The 21,130-nt window shown below is 70.8% G+C and carries 24 protein-coding genes; 12 read left to right on the top strand and 12 right to left on the bottom strand.

Annotation, left to right across the window (positions count from 1 at the left end; genetic code table 11):
- Positions 1–121: 121 nt before the first annotated feature.
- A complete protein-coding gene (locus IE245_RS30390) occupies positions 122–1,492 on the top strand; it encodes a YibE/F family protein (protein ID WP_229851697.1) in 1,371 nt (456 codons plus the stop codon).
- A 139-nt stretch (positions 1,493–1,631) separates the two neighbouring features.
- Here IE245_RS30390 and IE245_RS30395 read toward each other — a convergent pair whose 3' ends face one another.
- From IE245_RS30395 to IE245_RS30410, 4 genes are all read right to left on the bottom strand, one after another.
- Complete coding sequence (locus tag IE245_RS30395; RefSeq protein WP_189953508.1) at positions 1,632–2,072, bottom strand: SsgA family sporulation/cell division regulator; 441 nt, start codon at positions 2,070–2,072, stop codon at positions 1,632–1,634.
- 138 nt (positions 2,073–2,210) lie between these two features.
- Entirely contained in the window at positions 2,211–2,975 is a 765-nt protein-coding gene (locus IE245_RS30400; RefSeq protein WP_189953402.1) for an IclR family transcriptional regulator, read from the bottom strand.
- A gap of 286 nt (positions 2,976–3,261) precedes the next feature.
- Positions 3,262–3,480 carry a DUF5326 family protein gene (locus tag IE245_RS30405; RefSeq protein ID WP_189953405.1) on the bottom strand — a complete coding sequence of 73 codons (219 nt, stop codon included), beginning with the start codon at positions 3,478–3,480 and terminating at the stop codon, positions 3,262–3,264.
- Between the two features lie 163 nt (positions 3,481–3,643).
- Positions 3,644–3,961 carry a cupin domain-containing protein gene (locus IE245_RS30410; protein WP_189953407.1) on the bottom strand — a complete coding sequence of 106 codons (318 nt, stop codon included), beginning with the start codon at positions 3,959–3,961 and terminating at the stop codon, positions 3,644–3,646.
- Positions 3,962–4,011: 50 nt separating this feature from the next.
- Here IE245_RS30410 and IE245_RS30415 point away from each other — a divergent pair, with 50 nt between their 5' ends.
- The 4 genes from IE245_RS30415 (at position 4,012) to IE245_RS30430 (ending at position 6,698) form a co-directional block, all read left to right on the top strand.
- Positions 4,012–4,395: a phage holin family protein gene (locus IE245_RS30415; protein ID WP_189953409.1), complete on the top strand. Its 384-nt coding sequence runs from the start codon at positions 4,012–4,014 to the stop codon at positions 4,393–4,395.
- Positions 4,396–4,404: 9 nt separating this feature from the next.
- Positions 4,405–4,923, top strand: coding sequence for a low molecular weight protein-tyrosine-phosphatase (locus IE245_RS30420; RefSeq protein WP_189953411.1), 519 nt, complete (start codon positions 4,405–4,407; stop codon positions 4,921–4,923).
- Positions 4,920–6,092 carry a cystathionine gamma-lyase gene (locus IE245_RS30425; RefSeq protein WP_229851699.1) on the top strand — a complete coding sequence of 391 codons (1,173 nt, stop codon included), beginning with the start codon at positions 4,920–4,922 and terminating at the stop codon, positions 6,090–6,092. The genes IE245_RS30420 and IE245_RS30425 overlap by 4 nt, the downstream gene beginning before the upstream one ends.
- Positions 6,093–6,218: 126 nt before the next feature.
- A complete protein-coding gene (locus tag IE245_RS30430; protein WP_189953414.1) occupies positions 6,219–6,698 on the top strand; it encodes an NUDIX domain-containing protein in 480 nt (159 codons plus the stop codon).
- On the opposite strand, the gene IE245_RS30435 is transcribed toward IE245_RS30430, so the two are convergent.
- Positions 6,630–7,862 carry a globin domain-containing protein gene (locus tag IE245_RS30435; protein WP_189953416.1) on the bottom strand — a complete coding sequence of 411 codons (1,233 nt, stop codon included), beginning with the start codon at positions 7,860–7,862 and terminating at the stop codon, positions 6,630–6,632. The two genes, IE245_RS30430 and IE245_RS30435, sit on opposite strands and share 69 nt — an antisense overlap.
- A gap of 233 nt (positions 7,863–8,095) precedes the next feature.
- Here IE245_RS30435 and IE245_RS30440 point away from each other — a divergent pair, with 233 nt between their 5' ends.
- From IE245_RS30440 to IE245_RS30450, 3 genes are all read left to right on the top strand, one after another.
- A complete protein-coding gene (locus IE245_RS30440) occupies positions 8,096–8,959 on the top strand; it encodes a GNAT family N-acetyltransferase (RefSeq protein ID WP_189953418.1) in 864 nt (287 codons plus the stop codon).
- Between the two features lie 119 nt (positions 8,960–9,078).
- Positions 9,079–9,537 (top strand): MarR family winged helix-turn-helix transcriptional regulator, encoded by a 459-nt coding sequence (locus tag IE245_RS30445; RefSeq protein WP_189953420.1) that lies wholly within the window; start codon positions 9,079–9,081, stop codon positions 9,535–9,537.
- A 27-nt stretch (positions 9,538–9,564) separates the two neighbouring features.
- Complete coding sequence (locus IE245_RS30450; protein WP_189953421.1) at positions 9,565–10,017, top strand: GNAT family N-acetyltransferase; 453 nt, start codon at positions 9,565–9,567, stop codon at positions 10,015–10,017.
- Between the two features lie 111 nt (positions 10,018–10,128).
- Here the strand turns inward: IE245_RS30450 and IE245_RS30455 are convergent, their stop codons facing one another.
- Together IE245_RS30455 and dnaB are read right to left on the bottom strand one after the other, a co-directional pair.
- A complete protein-coding gene (locus IE245_RS30455) occupies positions 10,129–11,511 on the bottom strand; it encodes a serine hydrolase domain-containing protein (RefSeq protein ID WP_189953423.1) in 1,383 nt (460 codons plus the stop codon).
- A 37-nt stretch (positions 11,512–11,548) separates the two neighbouring features.
- Entirely contained in the window at positions 11,549–13,042 is a 1,494-nt protein-coding gene (gene dnaB / locus IE245_RS30460; protein ID WP_189953425.1) for a replicative DNA helicase, read from the bottom strand.
- 424 nt (positions 13,043–13,466) lie between these two features.
- Here dnaB and IE245_RS30465 point away from each other — a divergent pair, with 424 nt between their 5' ends.
- The gene (locus IE245_RS30465) at positions 13,467–14,804 is read left to right on the top strand and encodes an MATE family efflux transporter (RefSeq protein ID WP_189953428.1); all 1,338 of its coding nucleotides are present in this window, start codon (positions 13,467–13,469) and stop codon (positions 14,802–14,804) included.
- A 118-nt stretch (positions 14,805–14,922) separates the two neighbouring features.
- Here IE245_RS30465 and rplI read toward each other — a convergent pair whose 3' ends face one another.
- From rplI to rpsF, 4 genes are all read right to left on the bottom strand, one after another.
- Positions 14,923–15,369 (bottom strand): 50S ribosomal protein L9, encoded by a 447-nt coding sequence (gene rplI / locus IE245_RS30470; protein WP_169094053.1) that lies wholly within the window; start codon positions 15,367–15,369, stop codon positions 14,923–14,925.
- 18 nt (positions 15,370–15,387) lie between these two features.
- Entirely contained in the window at positions 15,388–15,624 is a 237-nt protein-coding gene (gene rpsR / locus IE245_RS30475; RefSeq protein WP_005315025.1) for a 30S ribosomal protein S18, read from the bottom strand.
- 58 nt (positions 15,625–15,682) lie between these two features.
- A complete protein-coding gene (locus tag IE245_RS30480; RefSeq protein WP_189953430.1) occupies positions 15,683–16,270 on the bottom strand; it encodes a single-stranded DNA-binding protein in 588 nt (195 codons plus the stop codon).
- A gap of 69 nt (positions 16,271–16,339) precedes the next feature.
- Positions 16,340–16,630: a 30S ribosomal protein S6 gene (gene rpsF / locus IE245_RS30485; RefSeq protein ID WP_004950685.1), complete on the bottom strand. Its 291-nt coding sequence runs from the start codon at positions 16,628–16,630 to the stop codon at positions 16,340–16,342.
- Between the two features lie 240 nt (positions 16,631–16,870).
- Here rpsF and IE245_RS30490 point away from each other — a divergent pair, with 240 nt between their 5' ends.
- The 3 genes from IE245_RS30490 (at position 16,871) to IE245_RS30500 (ending at position 19,552) form a co-directional block, all read left to right on the top strand.
- Positions 16,871–17,185 (top strand): hypothetical protein, encoded by a 315-nt coding sequence (locus IE245_RS30490; RefSeq protein ID WP_189953432.1) that lies wholly within the window; start codon positions 16,871–16,873, stop codon positions 17,183–17,185.
- A gap of 118 nt (positions 17,186–17,303) precedes the next feature.
- Positions 17,304–18,422 (top strand): lipid II:glycine glycyltransferase FemX, encoded by a 1,119-nt coding sequence (locus IE245_RS30495; RefSeq protein WP_189953440.1) that lies wholly within the window; start codon positions 17,304–17,306, stop codon positions 18,420–18,422.
- Positions 18,423–18,520: 98 nt separating this feature from the next.
- Positions 18,521–19,552, top strand: coding sequence for an alanine racemase (locus tag IE245_RS30500; protein WP_189953443.1), 1,032 nt, complete (start codon positions 18,521–18,523; stop codon positions 19,550–19,552).
- 24 nt (positions 19,553–19,576) lie between these two features.
- Here IE245_RS30500 and IE245_RS30505 read toward each other — a convergent pair whose 3' ends face one another.
- Positions 19,577–21,118: a glycosyltransferase family 87 protein gene (locus tag IE245_RS30505; protein WP_189953445.1), complete on the bottom strand. Its 1,542-nt coding sequence runs from the start codon at positions 21,116–21,118 to the stop codon at positions 19,577–19,579.
- Positions 21,119–21,130 lie beyond the last annotated feature (12 nt).

Below are 21,130 nucleotides of genomic sequence, written 5' to 3' on the forward strand. Positions count from 1 at the left end.
GTGATCAGCGCCCTCTCAGCCCGGTGCTCCGAGCTCCCGCGTGTGCAAAGGTGTCACGAGGCTAGCGCCCTCCCGGGCGTGCTGAACAGTGGGCCCCCGCCGTTCTTGCGATGATCGGTCGGTGACTTCCCCCCAGCAGACCCCCGATCCGCACGGCCACGAGCACGGGCATGGTTTCGGCCGGCACGGTCCGGACCACGGTTCCGGCCACGGGCACAGCCACGGCCACGGGCCCGCCGCGCCCGTCTCGCGCCATCTGCGAAGAGTCATCGCGGCGGTCCTCATCCCCTTCGCCACCGCCGTGGTCGTCGGCCTCGCGGTGCTCTGGCCCGGTGGCACGCCGGCGCACGAGCGGACGGGCGTCGGCTTCGACCGGCAGACCGAGCAGGGCAAGGTCGTGGCGGTCGAGCAGGTGGACTGCAAGGACGTGAACGCGGCGCAGGTGCCGCCCACCGGCGACACCTCCACCCCGCAGGGCCGCGAGGCGGTCAACGCGCAGCAGGGGCAGTGCGAGAAGGCGACGATCGAGGTCACGAGCGGTCCGGACCAGGGCCGGAAGTTCACCGAGATCGTGCAGCCGGACGCACCGCGCCAACTGGACGAGGGCCAGGGCGTGGTGGTCGCCTACGCGCCCGACGCCCCGAAGGACCTCCAGTACTCGGTGACGGACGTGAACCGGAAGGTGCCGATGGCGGTCCTCGCCGGCATCTTCGCGCTCGCGGTCGTGCTCGTCGGCCGTCTGCGGGGCGTGATGGCACTGGTCGCGCTCGCGGTGAGCTTCCTGGTGCTCACCCTCTTCATCCTGCCCGCGATCCTGGAGGGGTCGAACCCGCTGATCGTGGCGGTGGTCGGGTCGAGCGCGATCATGCTGCTCGCGCTCTACATGTGCCACGGCCTGTCGGCCCGGACCTCGGTCGCGGTCCTGGGCACGCTGATCTCGCTGCTGCTGATCGGCCTGCTCGGTTCCTTCTTCATCGGCTGGGCCTCGCTCAGCGGCAACACCGACGACTACACCGGGCTGATCCACGGTCTCTACCCGGAGATCGACATGTCCGGCCTGCTGCTCGCCGGCGTGATCATCGGTTCGCTCGGTGTCCTGGACGACGTCACCGTCACTCAGACCTCGGCCGTCTGGGAGCTGCACCAGGCCGATCCCGGCATGGGTCCGCGCGCCCTGTACCGGGCCGGCATCCGGATCGGCCGCGACCACATCGCCTCGGTGGTCAACACGCTGGTCCTGGCCTACGCCGGTGCGGCGCTCCCGCTGCTCCTGCTCTTCACCATCGCGGACAGCAGCATGGGGACGGTGGCCAACAGCGAGCTGGTGGCGGAGGAGATCGTCCGGACGCTGGTCGGCTCGATCGGTCTGGTCGCCTCGGTGCCGGTCACGACGGCCCTCGCGGCGCTCGTGGTCTCGGCCGACCGTCCCTCGGCGGCGGAGGCCGGCGGCAGGGCGGCGGGCGGCGGCGGACGGCGTCGCCGCGCGAAGTGACGCGCGCGCGGCGGCCGTACGGGGCGGACCGCGTCGACGGCCGTACGGAGCGGGGCGCCTGCGGCGGTCGCACGGGAGGGGGGGCCGGCGTCGGCGGTACGGGAGGGGTGCCGGCGTCGGGCGTACGGAGCGGACTCGGTCAGGCGGGGCCGGCGCTCTCCTCGGCGAGGATCTTGCCGAGCGCGGCCTCCAGGCTGTCCTCGAAGTCGCCCAGCGTCTGTTCCTGACCGAGCGGCACCAGCTTGTCCGTGCGGTCGAGGAAGGCGACCAGCGGCGGGGCGCTGGCGCGGAAGAGGGCGCGGTCGCCGCCCACCTGGAGCCGGATGGAGACGTCCGACAGGCCCTCGGGGTCGGTCGGGGCGATGTGGACGTCGCCGTCGCCGCTCGGGCGGTTGATCCCGTCGAGCAGCAGCTCCCGGCCGAACGCCCAGGTCACGGGCGCGTCTCCGGGGAGGTGGAAGGTCATCCGCACCGCGTAGGGATCCCGGGTCTCGTATCGCAGTTCGACTGGGATCTTGAAGGAGAGCTCCTCGGAGACGAGGAAGCTCATCAGGACCTCGGCCTGAACCGACTCTCGCATCATGTACCCCGCAGTAGATGGAGCAGTTGTGTAAACACAGCTGCTGAAAGCTGTGACCGAAACGGCCAGGAATGATCCCCCGTGGCCCTCTTGACGCAATCGTGCTGTACGCGCTAGCGGATCACAAGGAGTGATTTTTCAGATACTGATAGAGAAGGCGAACGAACTGAAGAGCTTTCCGATCTCCGTCTGTAGCCGCTCGACTGCTGGGAGCAACCGTTCTTCCTGGTGAAGGGGGAGAGAAATGGCCAGAGTGGCCGCTGTGTCGCCCACCGTGATGGGGATGGCGGCGCAAACCGTGCCGAGCGCATATTCCTGCCGCTCCACCAGGGGCTCCATTCGCCCCAAACCGCCCAAACGCTCCAAAAGCATCCGCCGGTTACGCACCGTGTACGGAGTGATGGCTTCCACGGGGTGCCGGTCGAGGTGGTCTTGACGAGATTTCAGATCGAGTTGGCTGAGCAGACACTGCCCGATCGCGTGGGCGTGCCCGGTCTCCCGGAAGTCGGCCCATTCCTCCACCGCGGGGGAGTTGGGAGTGTCCGCCACGGAGACCAGTTCGACCTCGCCCTCGCGGTAGAGCGCGAAATAGACGGGTACACCGATCTCGTCCCGCCAGCGGGCAAGGGAGTCCTCGATCTTGATGCGACGATTCTGCACAGCCCCGCCGCCGGCCAACCGGGCGACTGCCTCGCCCAGATAGAACGCACCCTTGTCGCGGAGCAGATAGCCCTCGTGCGTCAGGGTGCGGAGAAGGTGGTACGTCGTGGGCAGCGGGAGGTTCGTCTCCCGGGCGAGCTGCTTGGCGGGGGCACCGTCCGCGTGGGAGGCCACGGCCTCCAGTAGTCTCAGCGCCCGCTGCACCGAGCCGATCAGGGTCGGCGCAGCTGTCTGCGTGGCCATGGCCAAAGGTCACCCCCAGGCGTGACAACGGATGCGCTGCATCCGTTCGCGGGGGCCGCCCCCGCGCACCCGCCGGGCCTGGGACGCCTATGGGGCCCGATGGACGGGCCCCTCAGGGACGAGCGGGAAACCGCTGGTCTGCCGGAGATCTACGCCCGTAGTCCCCGACTCGGCGGAGATCTGCCACTCTAGTGGCTTGTCCTGGCCCCCCACCCTGTTTCCACCAGCGCGTTCCCCCTGCCGGGCTAACGCCCCGCAGCCGCCGAATACCGATGAGTAGCTTGTGCTACCAGTCGCGGTCCGACTTCGACGGAGTGCCGAACTTCCGTACGGCGTAGATGAGTCCGGCCACGAGCGCGACGAACAGCAGCACCTTGAACAGCAGACTGACCACGAAGGTGAGGACGCTGGTGATGACTCCGCCGAAGACGAGCAGGACCAGAGCGGGTATGGCGACCCACTTCACCCACCACGGCAGTCCCGCGAGAATCTCCTGTACGGCCATGGCTCGCTCCTTCGCTCTCGACGCCCTGTCCGGAACCCTCCGTCCCCGACGCTTCAAGGCTAGGCGGGGGCCCCGGCCCGGCGGGGCCCCGGAAGCCCGGGCTCTCCCCTGATCCACCCCCTAGGGGAACCAGGGGTCCGGCCCCGAGAGTCCGCCGGTGCCGTCACGCCTCCGGCGGGGAGAAGACGACCAGGACCCGCAGGTCTTCGCTGATGTGGTGGAAGCGGTGCGGCACCCCGGCCGGCACATAGACGACGCTGCCCCGCGCCACCTGCGTCGTCTCCTCCCCGACGGTGATCGCCGCCCGCCCGGACACCACGAAGTACACCTCGTCCTGACCGTGCGGCGACTGCGGGTCCAGCTCGCCCGCGTCGAGCGCGTACAGCCCCACCGACATGTTCCGCTCACGCAGGAACTGGAGGTACGCCCCCTGGTTGGCGAGGCGCTCCGCCTCGAGTTCGTCCAGCCGGAATGCCTTCACTGACGTTCGCCCCTGCCCTCGGCCCGATGGTCTCTGCCACGATCAGACACATGAAGAATTTCGTAGTCAAGACGCTCGCCAACGCGGGCGCCCTAGCCGTGGCCATCTGGCTCTTCGGGGGCATCACGCTGACCGGTGACGACGAGATCACCGGCAAGGCGATCGGCAGCCTACTGCTCGTCGCCCTCGTCTTCGGCCTCGTCAACTTCCTGGTCAAGCCGATCGTGAAGCTGCTGACGCTGCCCCTCTTCATCCTGACCCTCGGCCTGATCACCCTGGTGGTCAACGCCCTGATGCTGCTGCTCACCTCGTGGCTGGCCGAGCAGTTCGACCTCAGCTTCCACGTGGACGGCTTCTGGACCGCCGTCCTCGGCGCCCTGGTCATCTCCGTCGTCTCGTGGGCGCTCAACGTGCTCCTCCCGGACGGCGACTGAGCGACCGCCATGACCTATCGCGTCTGCTTCGTCTGCACCGGCAACATCTGCCGCTCCCCGATGGCCGAGCACGTCTTCCGCGCGCGCGTGGAGGAGGCCGGCCTCGGTGGGGCGGTCGAGGTGGACAGCGCGGGCACCGGCGGCTGGCACGAGGGCGAGCCGGCGGACCCGCGCACCGTCACCGTCCTGGAGGAGCACGGCTACACCTCCGCCCACACCGCCCGCCGGTTCCGCACCTCCTGGTTCGCCGAACTCGATCTGGTGATCGCGCTCGACGAGGGCCACGTCCGGGAGCTCCGCCGCCTCGCCCGTACCCCCGACGAGGCGGCGAAGATCCGGCTGCTCCGCTCGTACGACCCCGCCGCCGGGGACGCGCTCGACGTCCCCGACCCCTACTACGGCGGGCGTGAGGGCTTCGAGGAATGCCTGGAGATGGCCGAGGCGGCGAGCGAGGGCCTCCTCGCCGCCGTCCGGGCCGGAATCGGGGGAAGACATCAGGGGGACGAGACCATGGAAAGGACCCCGTGAACCCGTTGATCCCTCAGGAACGGCACCACCCCGGCGAGGGGCCCGGCGACGGGACGCTCGCCGTACGGGCCGGACTGCCCGAGCCCGTGAAGCACGAACCGACCCTGCCGGGGCCGGTCTTCGCCGCCCACTTCCACCTGCCGGGCGAGCCCACCGGCCCGTACACCTACGGCCGTGACGAGAACCCGACCTGGACCCATCTGGAGCGGGCCATCGGCACCCTGGAGGCGCCCGGGGAGTCCGGCGTCGAGACCGTGGTCTTCGCCTCCGGCATGGCCGCCATCTCCGCCGTGCTCCTCTCCCAGCTCTCCGCCGGCGACGCCGTCGTCCTGCCGGCCGACGGCTACCAGGCCCTGCCGCTCCTCCACGAACAGCTGCGCGCGTACGGGATCGAGGTGCGCACCGCGCCGACCGGCGGCGACGCCCAGCTCGACGTGCTCGACGGCGCCAGGCTGCTGTGGATCGAGACCCCCTCCAACCCCGGGCTCGACGTCTGCGACATCCGCCGGCTGGTCGCCGCGGCACACGCCGGCGGAGCACTCGTCGCCGTCGACAACACCCTCGCCACCCCGCTCGGCCAGCGCCCCCTCGAACTCGGAGCGGACTTCTCGGTGGCCAGCGACACCAAGGGCATGACCGGCCACGGCGACGTGCTGCTCGGCCACGTCAGCTGCCGCGACCCGCAGCGGGCCGCGGAGGTGCGCCGCTGGCGCAAGATCGTCGGCGCGATCCCCGGGCCCATGGAGGCCTGGCTCGCCCACCGCTCACTGGCCACGCTCCAGCTCCGGATCGACCGCCAGTGCGCCACCGCCCTGGAGCTCGCCCGCGTCCTCGCCGAGCACCCCGACGTGACCGGTCTGCGCCACCCCGGTCTTCCGGAGGACCCCTCGCACGCGATCGCCTCGCGGCAGATGCGGCGCTTCGGCTCGGTGATCTCCTTCGAGCTCGCCGACCGCGCACGGGCCGAACGCTTCCTGGAGGAACTGCGTCTGGTCGACGACGCCACCAGCTTCGGCGGGGTGCGCTCCTCGGCCGAGCGGCGCGGCCGCTGGGGCGGGGACGCCGTCGCGGAGGGCTTCATCCGCTTCTCGGTCGGCGCGGAGGACCCGGAGGACCTGATCGCCGACGTGCTGCGGGCCCTCGACGCGGCGCGCAAGGCCGTCGGCTAGCCGCCCGCTTCGGCCCGGAACCGGGACCGGCCTCACCGCGCGCGTATCTCACGGAGCACCGGGCCGGTTCCGGATCGCGGGGGAGCGGGGCGTTTCAGCCCGACGGGAACGGGCCATTTTCTTCCCATGCCCGAACGCCCCGTGGTCAAGCGCACCGCACGCGCCATCCTGCTCGACGGAGACGACCTCATCCTCATCAAGCGCACCAAGCCGGGGATGGATCCCTACTGGGTGACGCCCGGCGGCGGCGTCGAGCCCTCCGACTCCACCGTCGTCGAAGCCCTGCACCGCGAGGTGCACGAGGAGCTCGGCGCCAAGATCGTCGACGTGGTCCCCTGTTTCGTCGACACCGTCGAGCACATCGTCGACGGCGGGGTCTCCGGCGTGAAGGTCCAGCACTTCTTCGTCTGCCGGCTCGAATCGATGGACCTCAGCCTGCGGCACGGCCCCGAGGTGGACGAACCGGTCGGCGAGTACGAGATCGTCCGGGTGCCCTTCAACCGCGTCGGGATCGCCGCCGTCCACCTGGTGCCGCTCTCACTGCGCCACTACCTCGACGGCAACATCGAGGGCGTCCGCGCCATGCACGCCCCCGACCTCGGCTGACCCGGCCCCCACCGTGGCGAGCTCCGCCAGGAAGTCGTGGCGGATCCGCTCGGTGGGGACCCCCGAGCCGCGGAGCACGTCGATGCCCTCCCGGACCATGCCGAGCGGTCCCGAGAGATAGGCGTCCCGCTCGGTCCAGGGGCCCGCCGCCCGGACGGCCTGCGGCAGCGGTCCCTGCGCCTCGGTGACGGGATGGACGGCGAGCCACGGGAAGGTCCGCTGGAGCCGCAACAGGGTGTCGATGTCGTAGAGGTCCTGGCCGCTGCGAGCGCCGTAGAACACGTCGACCTTCCTGCGGTCGCCGTGCTCGGCGACGTCCTCGACCAGCGCCTTGATCGGCGCGATGCCGGTCCCGCCGCCCAGGCAGAGCAGCCCGGAGTCGGTGGCGTGGTCGACCGTCATGGAGCCCGTCGGCGGGCCGAGGCGGAGCACGTCCCCCGGCCGGGCACGGTGGACCAGCGCTCGGGAGACCCACCCCGCCGGGACCGCCTTCACATGGAGGGTGAGCAGTCCGTCCGGACGGGGCGCCGAGGCGAAGGAGTAGTGCCGCCAGACGCGCGGCCACCAGGGCGTCTCCAGCGTGGTGAACTGCCCGGCGAGGAACGGGTAGGGCGCGTCGGGCCGCAGGGTGAGCACCGCGATGTCGGGGGTCCGCAGGTCGTGCGAGACCACCTCGGCCTGCCACCAGGCCGGTGCCCGCGTCTCGTCCTCGGCGGCCGCGTCGATCATGATCTGCGAGATCGCCGTGTACGCCCGGACCCAGGCCGCCTCGGTCTCCCCGTCCCAGCTCCGCTCCGCGTACCGCGCGAGCGCGCCGATCAGCGCCTCGCCGACCGCCGGATAGTGGGCGGCCTCGACGCCGTACTTCCGGTGTCCCCGGCCGAGATGACCCAGGTACTCGACGAGGAAGGCGCTGTCGTCCATCCGCTCGGCGACCGTGAGCAGGGCCTTGAGCAGGCGGTCCCGCTGGGTGTCCATCGCGGCCGGGAACAGCTCGCGCAGGGCCGGGGTCCGGAGGAAGAGCAGGGCGTAGAAGTACGAGGTCACCTTGTCGGCGACCGGTGCGATCTCCTCGAGGGTGCGACGGACGAGCACCGCGTCGGGGGAGGGCTCTGGTATTCGGGCCCCCGTCCCGCCCGTCGTACTGGTCGGACCATCCATCATGTGCCTCGCCTCACGCAGCCGGCTTCCGTGTTCGCAGCATGGCGGCCCACGGAGGGACTTCGGGCGGAAAGCGGTGTTCTCGGGCCAAAGGGCGGGGTTGCGGACTAGGCTCCACTCTTTCGGCGCGCTCGGGTGTTTCACGTGAAACGACGACGGAATCCCAGGGCCGAAAACTCCTGGCAGGACGGAAAACCCCTGGACGGAAGATCACCGCGTCGGAGACCCTGGCCGTCATGCCGATCTCCCCCACCGCTCTCGCCGAGCTCCCCATCCGGCGTCTCGACTCCGCCGATCTCCTGGCCTGTGCCGATCTCTCCGAGAACCGCGGCTGGCCGCGCGAGGAGCACAAGTGGGGCCTGCTGCTCGCCGCGGGCACCGGGTACGGCATCGACTCCCCGGACGGCGAGGGTCTGCTCGCCTGTTGCGTGGTCACCTCCTACGGCCCCGGCCTCGCGGCCATCGGCATGGTGCTCGTCGACCGGCGTCATGCCCGACAGGGTGTGGGGCGCCGGCTGATGCGCCACGTCGTGGAGCAGGCCGGGGAAACCCCGCTGACCCTCCATGCGACGCCGAACGGGCAGCCGCTCTACGAGGGACTCGGTTTCACCGAGATCGGCCGCGCCGAGATGGTGAAGGGGCGTTTCTCCGCCACCGTGCCCGCGCCCGGGATCACGGTCCGCCCGGCCACCGCGGAAGACCTCCAGGAAGTGCTCCGCCTCGACCACGAGATCTTCGGCCTGGACCGCACTCCGCTGATCACCCGGCTCCCGGCCTTCGCCGACCATCTGCGGGTCGCCGTCGAGGACGGCGCGATCACCGGCTTCGCCGCCGCCTGGCCCAACATGGACACCCATGTCGTCGGGCCGCTGATCGCCCGTGACACCGCCACCGCCCAGGCGCTCGTCGCCTCGCTGGCCGCCGCCACGGACCGTCCGCTCCGCACCGACGTCGACGTCCGCCACACCGAGCTCCTCGACTGGCTCAAGGGGAACGGCCTCGACCCGATCATCGAGAACGCGGTGATGATCCGCTCCGCCCCGGGCCTCCCCGGCGACATCTCCCGCCGCTTCGCCCCGCTGACCGTCGCGGCGGGCTGACCTCCGGGGCCGAGCGGCCACCCTGGGACCACATGCTTGCAGACGCGCACTATTGCGAGCCATCGTCTACTCTGGATCCCGAGCCGCCCGACCGACCAGGAGAGGTACGAGGAGAGACCATGACCGCGACGGATCCCGCCCTCACCGCACTCGCGCAGCGCTGGTGCGCCCTCTCCCTGCTGCACGGCCGGATCGAGTCCCACATCGAGCGCGCCCTGGAGTCCGGGCACGGCCTGAGCGCCCGCGAGTACTCGCTCCTCGACGTCCTCAGCCGCCAGCACGACGGACCCGGCGGACACCTCCAGATGAAGCAGGTCGCCGACGCCGTGGTGCTCAGCCAGAGCGCCACCACCCGGCTGGTCACGCGCCTGGAGGACCGGGGCCTGCTCACCCGCTACCTCTGTGCCACCGACCGGCGCGGCATCTACACGGACGTCACCGAGTCCGGCCAGAAGCTGCTCGCGGAGGCCCGCCCCACCAACGACCGGGCCCTGCGCGAGGCCCTGGACGAGGCCGCGAAGAACCCCGAGCTCGCTCCCCTGGTCCAGGTCCTCGAAGGCGAGACCGTCGGCGCCTGACGATCGGCCTCGCCGTACGCTGCGGGCATGAGTGATCTTGAGATCCGTCCCGCGACCGCCGAGGACGTGCCGGCCATCGTCGCGATGCTCGCCGACGACCCCCTCGGCGCCCAGCGGGAGTCCCCGGACGACCCCGTGCCGTACCTCTCCGCCTTCGCCCGGCTCGCGGAGGACCCGAACCAGCACCTCGTGGTGGCCGCGCGCGACGGAAGGGTCGTCGGCACGCTCCAGCTGACGATCATCCCTGGGCTCTCCCGGCGCGGCGCCACCCGCGGGCTGATCGAGGGCGTGCGGATCCACGCCGACGAGCGCGGCAGCGGCCTGGGCACCCGGCTCATCGAGTGGGCCGTCGAGGAATCCCGGCGCCTGGAGTGCGTCCTGGTCCAGCTGACCTCCGACGTCACCCGCACCGACGCGCTCCGCTTCTACGAGCGGCTCGGTTTCGAGGCGAGCCACGTGGGCTTCAAGCTCGCGCTCTGACTCTCGGCGGATGCCCGTGTTTCACGTGAAACACTGGCATCCGAGTCACCTGGGCCGAGTCATCTGGCCTGGGCCCTCCGGGCCGGGTCACCCGGGCCGGGTGGGGCCGGGTCAGAGCCCCCGCCACCCCTGCTCGTCCACCCCGCCCGGAACCGCGTCCCCGGGCTCGTACGGCTCCCGGGTGAAGACGAAGGAGCCGAGGTCGAGATGGCTGACGCTGCCGTCGGGACGCCGCACCACACGGAGCCGCTCCCCCGCGTAGTACCCGTCGAGCCCGATCCAGCCGCCCTCGGGCAGCGCCCGGAAGCGGGCGCCGCGGCCGGGCCCGCGCAGGGGCTCCAGGGCCACCCCGCCCTCCGCGCCGAGCCGCAGACCGTACGAGTACGTCCCCCAGTACCAGGGGCCGGTCAGCGCCAGGAGCTCCTGGTCGACCTCGGCCTCGGGCAGCGGACGCCACGGCTCGGGGAACCGCGGCTCGGCCTCCGCCACGATCCGTACGAGGTCGGTGGCGACGAGCCCGGGCTGCGGGCCGCTCGTGGCGTTGGCGAGCGCCACGCCGACCAGGCCCTCCTCGACGTCCACCCAGAGGCCCGCGACGAAGCCCGGCAGCGAACCGCCGTGTCCGATGAGCGTGCCGCTCTCCTTCCGGGCCACCTGGAGACCGAGGCCGTACCCCATCAGCGGATCCCCGATCGCCGGGGGACCCACGGGGACCCGCATCTCGGCGACGGAGGAGGCGCTCAGCACCCGCTCGTCGCCCTCCGCGAGGAAGACGCCGAACCGGCAGAGGTCCGCCGCCGTCGACCACAGCCGGCCGGCCGCGCCCATCACCCCGAGGTCCTCGGAAGGCTCCGGAAGCATCACATCGGCCCAGGGGTGCACCGCCCAGCCCCCGGCGTGCGGGGCGACGGGCTCCCCCGTCGTCCGGTCCATTCCCAGCGGCTCCAGGATCTCGGTGCGCAGCGCCTCCTCCCAGGAGACCCCGCGCACCGCCTCGACCAGCGCGCCGAGCAGGGTGTAGCCAGGGTTGGAGTAGTGGAAGGTGCGGCCCGCGGGGTGGAGCACGGGCGTCTCCCCCAGCACGTCGGAGAGCTCGGGCCGCGAGGACCCGGGTGTCCGCTCCCACCAGGGCGAGGGGGACTCCGCCGCGAGTCCCGCGGTGTGGCCGAGCAGCTGGGCGATGGTCGCCTCGCCCACTCCGGTGCCGGGCAGGTGCTTCTCCAGCGGGTCGTCGAGCCCGAGCAGCCCCTCGTCCCTCAGCCTGAGGACGAGGACGGCGGTGAACACCTTGGTGATCGAGCCGATCCGGTACTGCGTGTCGGCGTCCGGGGCATGGCCGTCGACACAGCTGCGGGAGCCGCTCCACACCATCGCTCCCCCGCGGGCTACGGCGCCCACGAACGACGGCGCGCGGCCCTCGCTCTGGGCGCGGGCCACGCGGTGCAGCAGGGAACGCTCGGTGGTGGGCAGAAGGGCTTCGAAGGCTGAGGTCATGCGAACGATCATGCCTTGGCGCCCCGCCGCGGCACGATCAGGTTTGTGCCATGTCCACGAAGCGCGAGTAGTGGCCCTGGAAGGCCACGGTGATCGTGGCCGTGGGGCCGTTACGGTGCTTGCCGACGATGATGTCGGCCTCGCCGGCGCGCGGCGACTCCTTCTCGTAGGCGTCCTCGCGGTGGAGCAGGATGACCATGTCGGCGTCCTGCTCGATGGAACCGGACTCACGGAGGTCGGAGACCATCGGCTTCTTGTCGGTGCGCTGCTCGGGGCCACGGTTCAGCTGGGAGAGCGCGATCACCGGGAGCTCCAGCTCCTTGGCGAGGAGCTTGAGGTTTCGCGACATGTCGGAGACCTCCTGCTGACGGCTCTCCTGCCGCTTGGAACCGCCGGACTGCATCAGCTGGAGGTAGTCGATGATGACCAGCTTGAGGCCGTTGCGCTGCTTGAGCCGGCGGCACTTGGCGCGGATCTCCATCATCGACAGGTTCGGGGAGTCGTCGATGTAGAGCGGCGCCTGGGAGACGTCGGGCATGCGGCGGGCGAGCCGGGTCCAGTCCTCGTCGGTCATCGTGCCGGAGCGCATGTGGTGCAGGGCGACCCGCGCCTCGGCGGACAGCAGGCGCATCGCGATCTCGTTGCGGCCCATTTCGAGGGAGAAGATGACGCTGGGCAGGTTGTGCTTGATCGAGGCGGCCCGGGCGAAGTCCAGGGCGAGGGTCGACTTACCCATGGCGGGCCGGGCCGCGATGATGATCATCTGGCCGGGGTGGAGGCCGTTGGTGAGCGAGTCGAGGTCGCTGAAGCCGGTGGGCACACCGGTCATCTCGCCGCTGCGGGAGCCGATCGCCTCGATCTCGTCGAGCGCGCCCTCCATGATGTCGCCGAGCGGCAGGTAGTCCTCGGTGGTCCGCTGCTCGGTGACCTTGTAGATCTCCGCCTGGGCCGAGTTCACGATCTCGTCGACGTCGCCGTCGGCCGCGTAACCCATCTGCGTGATCTTGGTTCCGGCCTCCACGAGCCGACGCAGCACGGCCCGCTCGTGGACGATCTCCGCGTAGTACGAGGCGTTCGCCGCGGTGGGCACCGACTGGACGAGGGTGTGCAGGTAGGAGGCGCCGCCGACGCGGTTGATCTCGCCGCGCTTGGTGAGCTCGGCACCGACCGTGATGGGGTCGGCGGGCTCACCCTTGGCGTAGAGGTCGAGGATCGCGCCGAAGACGGTCTCGTGCGCGGGCTTGTAGAAGTCGTGACCCTTGATGATCTCCACGACGTCGGCGATGGCGTCCTTGGAGAGCAGCATGCCGCCGAGCACCGACTGCTCGGCGTCGAGGTCCTGCGGGGGCACCCGCTCGAAGCCGACGAGGCCGCCGTCCCAGGGACCGTCGCTGCCGCGCTCGTGCTGCTCCTCACGGCTCCGGCCGCGCCCGCGGCCCTCGCCTCGCCCTTCGCTCCGCGTGCGGACGGGCAGCCGGTCGCTCGGTCCGCCGTCTGCCCAAGGGTCGTCCATGGGCTCGGGAACGCTCACCCGCCACCTCTTCCCGTCCGCTCAGCGGACCTCGCCGTGCCACTCCTTCTTACGCCACGGCCTTGGTCAAAGAGTGGCTTTGCGTCCGGTTCTGACGCGTCGGGCGCCGGTCCACGGTAGGCCCGGGAGGGGCGTCAGCCAACCTGGTTATCCACAGGCCCTGTGGGTGAAGGCCCCAATGCTGTGGATAAGCCGCCGGATCCTGTGCACGGACCGGGGGACAGGCATGTGGACAAACTCATAGCCCCCTCCTCGATGCGGCTCTGACCTGCACCTTTTCCATCCACGGGCTGTGGGGGAGAAAAACTTTTGCGCGGGGACCACGAACAGAACAAACAGCCCACACCCGAAGTCCCGATCCCTCTGAAAGTAAGGATCACTAATCCATTGCATCACTTACCTGTGGACGATTAGATTGGCCCTCATGACCCAGGCCCCCACGAGCTCCAAGGCCACGCTGCGCCGGCACGACCGCGAGATCCTGTCGCTCGCCCTGCCGGCCTTCGGCGCCCTCGTCGCCGAGCCGCTCTTCCTCATGGTGGACAGCGCCATCGTGGGGCACCTCGGCACCCCACAGCTCGCGGGCCTCGCCATCGCCGGCGCCCTGCTCTCCACCTTCGTCAGCGTCTTCGTCTTCCTCGCCTACGCCACCACGGCCGCCGTCGCCCGACGGGTCGGCGCGGGCGATCTGCCCGCCGCCCTCCGGCAGGGCATCGACGGCATCTGGCTGGCCCTGCTCCTCGGGCTCGCCCTCATCGCGGTCACCCTCCCCCTGGCCCCCTGGCTGGTCGAGGCCTTCGGCGCCTCCGACACCGCGGCGCCCCACGCGACCACGTATCTGCGAATCTCCCTCCTGGGCATTCCCGCGATGCTGATCGTCCTGGCCGCCACCGGTGTCCTGCGCGGGCTCCAGGACACCCGCACCCCGCTCTACGTGGCCGTCGGCGGCTTCGCGGCCAACGGCGCCCTGAACCTCGGACTGGTCTACGGCGCCGGGCTCGGCATCGCGGGCTCCGCCTGGGGCACCGTCATCGCCCAGTGCGGCATGGCCGCCGCGTACCTCTTCGTGGTCGTCCGGGGTGCCCGGCGCCACGGAGCCTCGCTCCGGCCCGATGCCGCCGGCATCCGGGCCTCGGCCCAGGCGGGCGTCCCCCTCCTGGTCCGTACGCTCTCGCTGCGCGCCGCCCTGATGATCGCCACCGCCGTCGCCGCCCGTCTGGGCGACACCGAGGTCGCCGCCCACCAGATCATCCTCTCGCTGTGGAGCCTGATGGCCTTCGCCCTGGACGCCATCGCCATCGCGGGCCAGGCCATCATCGGTCGCTATCTGGGTGCCGACGACGCCGAGGGCGCCCGCCAGGTCTGCCGCCGGATGGTCCAGTGGGGCGTCGTCTCCGGAGTGGTCCTCGGGCTGCTGCTCGTCCTGAGCCGCCCGCTCTTCATCCCGCTCTTCACCGGCGACCCCGCCGTCCGGTCCACCCTGCTGCCGGCCCTGCTCGTCGTGGCCCTGTCGCAGCCGATCTCCGGCGTCGTCTTCGTCCTCGACGGCGTCCTCATGGGCGCGGGAGACGGTCCCTACCTCGCTTGGGCGATGCTGCTCACCCTGGCGGTCTTCGCACCGGTCGCCCTGCTCGTGCCCGTGGTCGGCGGCGGGCTGACCGCACTCTGGTGGGCGATGACGCTGATGATGACGGTCCGGCTGGCCACCCTCTGGTTCCGGATGCGCTCCGGCCGCTGGATCGTCACGGGCGCCACTCGCTGACCGGGGGCGGTGTTTCACGTGAAACGCCGCAAAGAGCCACAAGCGCCTGTTTCACGTGAAACGGCGGATGGGCCGCCCCCCAGCGGGGAGCGGCCCATCCGTACTGCTGAGCGCAGCGTTACGCGGCAACGACCTCGATGCCGAGCTTCGCGGCAACCTCGGGGTGCAGACGCACGAGCACCTGGTGCGAGCCCAGGGTCTTGATCGGCGAACCGAGCTCGACGCGACGCTTGTCGACCTCGGGGCCACCGGCGGACTTGATCGCCGTGGCGACGTCGGCCGGGGTCACGGAGCCGAAGAGACGGCCGGCGTCGCCGGAGCGAACGGCCAGACGGACCTTCGTGCCCTCGAGCTTGGCCTTGATCTCGTTGGCCTGCTCGATGGTCGCGATCTCGTGGATCTTGCGGGCGCGGCGGATCTGCGCCACGTCCTTCTCGCCACCCTTGGTCCAGCGGATCGCGAAACCACGCGGGACCAGGTAGTTGCGAGCGTAGCCGTCCTTGACCTCGACGACGTCGCCGGCCGCACCGAGGCCGGAGACTTCCTGGGTGAGGATGATCTTCATTTTTCGGTCACCCTTCCCTTATCGCGCGGTGGACGTGTAGGGCAGCAGCGCCATCTCACGGCTGTTCTTGACGGCCGTGGCGACGTCACGCTGGTGCTGCGTGCAGTTGCCGGTCACGCGGCGGGCACGGATCTTGCCGCGGTCGGAAATGAACTTCCGCAGCATGTTCGTGTCCTTGTAGTCCACGTACGCGGTCTTGTCCTTGCAGAACGCGCAGACCTTCTTCTTAGGCTTGCGCACAGGCGGCTTCGCCATGGTGTTTCTCCTGTGTGATCAAGAAGTGTGGGGTACGAGCTGCTTCCGGGGCCGGGCCCTAGAAGGGAGGCTCGTCCGAGTAGCCGCCGCCGGAGTTGCCACCCCAGCCGCCACCGCCGCCGGCCTGCTGGCCGCCGGAGGAGGAGCCGCCGGAGGCCCAGGGGTCGTCGGAGGGAGCTCCGCCGCCCTGCTGCTGGCCGCCGCCGGAGTTGCCACCCCAGCCGCCGCCACCCTGCTGGCCGCCGCCGCCGAAGCCGCCGCCGCCACCCTGGCCACCGCGGCCGGTGGTCTTGGTGACCTTGGCCGTGGCGTTGCGCAGGCTGGGACCGACTTCCTCGACGTCCAGCTCGAAGACCGTGCGCTTGACGCCCTGGTTGTCCTCGTAGGACCGCTGCTTCAGACGGCCCTGCACGACGACACGCATGCCGCGCTGAAGGGACTCCGCGACGTTCTCCGCCGCCTGACGCCAGACCGAGCAGGTCAGGAAGAGGCTCTCGCCGTCCTTCCACTCGTTGGTCTGACGGTCGAAGGTGCGGGGAGTGGACGCGACGCGGAACTTCGCGACCGCCGCACCGGACGGGGTGAAGCGCAGCTCGGGGTCGTCGACGAGATTGCCGACGACCGTGATGACGGTCTCGCCTGCCATGGGTGAACCTCTCGGCGTTGCTTCTGGCTGCTTGCTGCTACTCGGACCCGATTACCTCTGAGCGGAAGCTCAGTGGGTCTCGGGACGGAGGACCTTGGTCCGGAGGACCGACTCGTTCAGGTTCATCTGGCGGTCGAGCTCCTTGACGACCGCAGGCTCGGCCTGCAGGTCGATGACCGAGTAGATGCCCTCGGGCTTCTTCTTGATCTCGTAGGCGAGACGACGACGGCCCCAGGTGTCGACCTTCTCGACCTTTCCGTTGCCCTCACGGACGACGGAGAGGAAGTTCTCGATCAGCGGGGAGACAGCGCGCTCCTCGAGATCGGGGTCGAGGATGACCATCACCTCGTAGTGACGCATGTGGAACCCACCTCCTTTGGACTCAGCGGCCACGGTCGTTCCGTGGCAGGAGGGTCGTGATGCGTGAGCGACGGCGTCCAGACTGGCAGGACCAGGGCAGACACCGGCGCAGACCGTACAGAGTACCCGCACAACGCCTTGCGGTTGAAATCCGGCGGGGAGGGGACGCAATCTGTACACATCGGACGTCGGCGGCGCTAGGATGCGCCGCCCTCCGCTCGGCACGCCAGGAGGTGCCCCATGGCACAGGCAATGCGACCCGACCCCGGCCACTCCCTCTTCGCGACGGACGGCAAGCCGCACCCGCTCCAGGACACGCTGCTCGCGGTGACCCTGGTGCTCGGCATCCTGTCCTTCGTCACGGCGCAGTTCCACAGCCTGCACCTGCTCAGCTCGTGGACGGGCCTGATCGGCATCCTGACCGGGGCCTACGGGCAGTTCATCTCCGTCACCACCCGCGAACGCTTCTTCCTGATCGTCGGCCTCGGCGCCGCGGCCGTCGGCTTCTACCTCGGCATGGCTCACGGCGGGCTCTTCACCGGGGTGATCAACTGACACCGGGCACGTCAGGGCCCCCGTGGCCCTTCGGGGCGCTCCCCGGTCGCAGTAGGCTTCGGCGCGAGAGCCGGAGCCCCTGACCGATGGGGACACACCTGCCGAGGAGCGCCCCGACATGAGCCTGACCCTGAGGACCATCAGCCGAGAGCAGCATCTGGCGTACATCCAGAGCCTGCCCGGCGCGAGCCACTGCCAGGTCCCGGCGTGGGCGGACGTGAAGACCGAGTGGCGCTCGGAGAACCTCGGCTGGTTCGACAAGAACGGCGAGCTCGTCGGCGTGGGCCTGGTGCTCTACCGCCAGCTCCCCAAGCTCAAGCGCTACCTGGCGTACCTCCCCGAGGGCCCGGTCATCAACTGGTACGCCCCCAACCTCGACGAGTGGCTCCAGCCGATGCTGGCCCACCTCAAGCAGCAGGGCGCCTTCTCCGTGAAGATGGGCCCGCCGGTCGTCATCCGCCGCTGGGACGCGGCCGCGATCAAGTCCGGCATCCAGGACCCGGACGTCAAGCGCCTCAAGGACGTGCAGGCCACCGAGGTCGTGCCGCACGCCTTCGAGGTGGCCGACCGGCTGCGGAAGATGGGCTGGCAGCAGGGAGACGACGGCGGCGCCGGCTTCGGCGACGTGCAGCCCCGCTACGTCTTCCAGGTCCCGCTGGCCAACCGCTCGCTCGACGACGTCCTCAAGGGCTTCAACCAGCTGTGGCGCCGCAACATCAAGAAGGCCGAGAAGGCCGGCGTCGAGGTCGTCCAGGGCGGCTACGAGGACCTCGCCGAGTGGCAGCGCCTGTACGAGATCACCGCCGTCCGCGACAAGTTCCGGCCGCGCCCGCTCTCGTACTTCCAGCGCATGTGGACGGTCCTCAACAACGAGGACCCCAACCGGATGCGCCTCTACTTCGCCCGCCACAACGGCGTGAACCTCTCCGCGGCGACGATGCTCGTCGTCGGCGGCCACGTCTGGTACTCGTACGGCGCCTCCGACAACATCGGCCGCGAGGTCCGGCCGTCCAACGCCATGCAGTGGCGGATGCTCCGCGACGCGTACGCGATGGGCGCCACCGTCTACGACCTGCGCGGCATCTCCGACTCGCTCGACGAGACCGACCACCTCTTCGGCCTGATCCAGTTCAAGGTCGGCACCGGCGGCGAGGCCGTGGAGTACGTCGGCGAGTGGGACTTCCCGCTGAACAAGCTCCTGCACAAGGCGCTCGACATCTACATGTCGCGCCGCTGACGCACCGCGCGGGGCTTGCGTAACCTCGTAGTTCCACGAGTCTCGTACACACCTGCGAAACCCCCCACCGCAGCCATCAGAAAGGTTCCGGGCCGGCCATGGCGCTCTCCCTCTACGTCGACACCGCTCGCTGGCGGGCGCACCAGAAGTCCGTGATCGACCAGTTCCCCGGTCTGATCCCGGTCTGCAAGGGCAACGGCTACGGCTTCGGTCACGAGCGACTCGCCGAGGAGGCGGCCCGGTTCGGCGCCGACATGCTCGCGGTGGGGACCACGTACGAGGCCGCGAAGATCAAGGACTGGTTCGGCGGCGACCTGCTGGTCCTCACCCCCTTCCGGCGGGGTGAGGAGCCGGTGCCGCTGCCGGACCGGGTGATCCGCTCCGTCTCCTCCGTCGACGGCGTGCACGCGCTGGTCGGCGCCCGGGTCGTCATCGAGGTCATGAGCTCGATGAAGCGGCACGGCGTCCGCGAGGACGAGCTCGGCCGGCTCGCCTCCGCGATCGAGGACGTGCGCCTGGAGGGCTTCGCCCTGCACCTGCCGCTGGACCGCCCGGACGGCACGGACGCCGTCGAGGAGGTCATCTCCTGGATGGACCGGCTGCGCGCCGCCCGGCTGCCGCTGCACACCATGTTCGTGAGCCACCTGCGGGCCGAGGAGCAGGCCCGGCTCCAGCAGCAGTTCCCGCAGACCCGCTTCCGCGCCCGGATCGGCACCCGCCTCTGGCTGGGCGACCACGAGGCCACCGAGTACCGCGGTTCGGTCCTGGACGTCACCCGGGTCGCCAAGGGCGACCGCTTCGGCTACCGCCAGCAGAAGGCGGCCTCGGACGGCTGGCTGGTCGTCGTCGCCGGCGGCACCTCGCACGGCGTGGGCCTGGAGGCGCCGAAGGCGATGCACGGCGTGATGCCGCGGGCCAAGGGCGTGGCCCGGGCCGGTCTGGCCACGGTCAACCGGAACCTGTCGCCGTTCGTCTGGGCGGGCAAGCAGCGCTGGTTCGCCGAGCCGCCGCACATGCAGGTGTCGATCCTCTTCGTGCCGGCCGACGCCCAGGAGCCGCAGGTCGGCGACGAGCTGGTGGCCCACCTGCGGCACACCACGACGCAGTTCGACCGGCTCGTGGAGCGCTGAGCCGGTCGTCCCCGCGTCGTCGGATCACCCCCGGGAGCCCTCGGCCCCGGGGGTTCCCCATGTCACGAGGAGCTCCCCCTCGCAGGGCGCGGGGGCCGCGTGGCGGGCCGGCCGGGCGGCCGCGCCCACCACGAAGACGTCCCGGGCGCCGTCCAGGACGCCGCCCGAGGGGTCGTCGGCGCCGTCCTGGCGGACCGGGTCCTTCTCGGGCGCCAGGACGTCCCGTACGACCACGGCGCACAGGTAGACCGTGCCCAGCAGGTGCAGCACGATCGCGAAGTGGTAGCCGTCCAGCGGCAGCCCCTGCTTGTTGCCGCTGCCGGTGAACGCGAGGTACATCCAGATCCCGAGGTAGTACAGGACCTCGCAGGACTGCCAGATCAGGAAGTCCCGCCAGCGCGGCCGGGCGAGCGCGGCGAGCGGCACCAGCCAGAGGACGTACTGCGGCGAGTAGACCTTGTTGGTGAGGACGAACGCGGCGACCATCAGGAACGCCAGCTGGGCGAGGCGGGGCCGCCGGGGCGCGGCGAAGGCCAGCCAGCCGAGGCCGCCGGCGGCGAGCAGCAGGAGGAGCAGCGCGTACAGGTTGGCGCGTTCGGGCGGGATGGTCTGCCCGGCGCGCTGGCTGACGAGCAGCCAGATCGAGCCGAAGTCCACGTTCCGGTCGCGGCTGAAGAGGTAGAACTGCTTCCAGCCCTCGGGCGCGAGGAGCATCACCGGCAGGTTCACCACCAGCCAGGAACCCGCCGCGCCGAGCAGCGCGGTGCCGAAGGCGCGCATCCGGCCGGCCCGTCGGCAGAGCAGCAGCAGCGGCCACAGCAGCAGCACGGGGTAGAACTTGGCGGCGACGGCCAGGCCCAGCAGGATGCCGGCGGCGAGCGGCCGGGAGCGGGACCACATCAGGATCGCGGCGGCGGTGAGGGCCACGGCGAGCAGGTCCCAGTTGATGGTGGCGGTGAGGGCCACGGTGGGCGCCAGGGCGACGAGCAGGCCGTCCCAGGGGCGGTTGCGGTGCGTCCGGGCCACGCAGACCGCGAGGACGGCCGCGCAGACCATCAGCAGGCCGGAGTTGACGAGCCAGTACGCCTGCCCGCTGGCCTGGAGGTCGCCGCCGGGCGTCATCCAGGCCGCCACCTCCATGAACAGCCCCGTCAGGACGGGGTACTCCAGGAACGGTATGTCGCCGGCGAGCCGGTCGAAGTAGGGCACCAGCCCCTCGGAGAAGCCGCGCCCGGCGAAGAGGTGCGGGATGTCCGAGTAGCAGGCGTGGGTGTACTGGGAGGTGGTGCCGCGGAACCAGGCCCAGTTGTAGCAGGGCAGTTTCTGCACCATGCCGAGGGCGAACATGCCGATGGCCACGAGCGCGACCACCCGTACCGGGGTGAACTGCCCGCCCCCGGGCCCGCTGCCGGGCAGGGCGCGGCGGCCGTGGCGCCCGCCGATGAGGGCGCTGCCGGCGGCGGCCACCTCGTCGCGCCGGGTGGGGGCGACGACGGTCTCGACGACGGGGGCGGCGTCGACAGGGGCGTCGTCGGGGGGGCCGTTCGTCTTCTTCAGGCTCGGCATGGGGGACATCCT

The organism is Streptomyces roseolus (assembly GCF_014649855.1).
Taxonomy (GTDB): Bacteria; Actinomycetota; Actinomycetes; order Streptomycetales; family Streptomycetaceae; genus Streptomyces; species Streptomyces roseolus.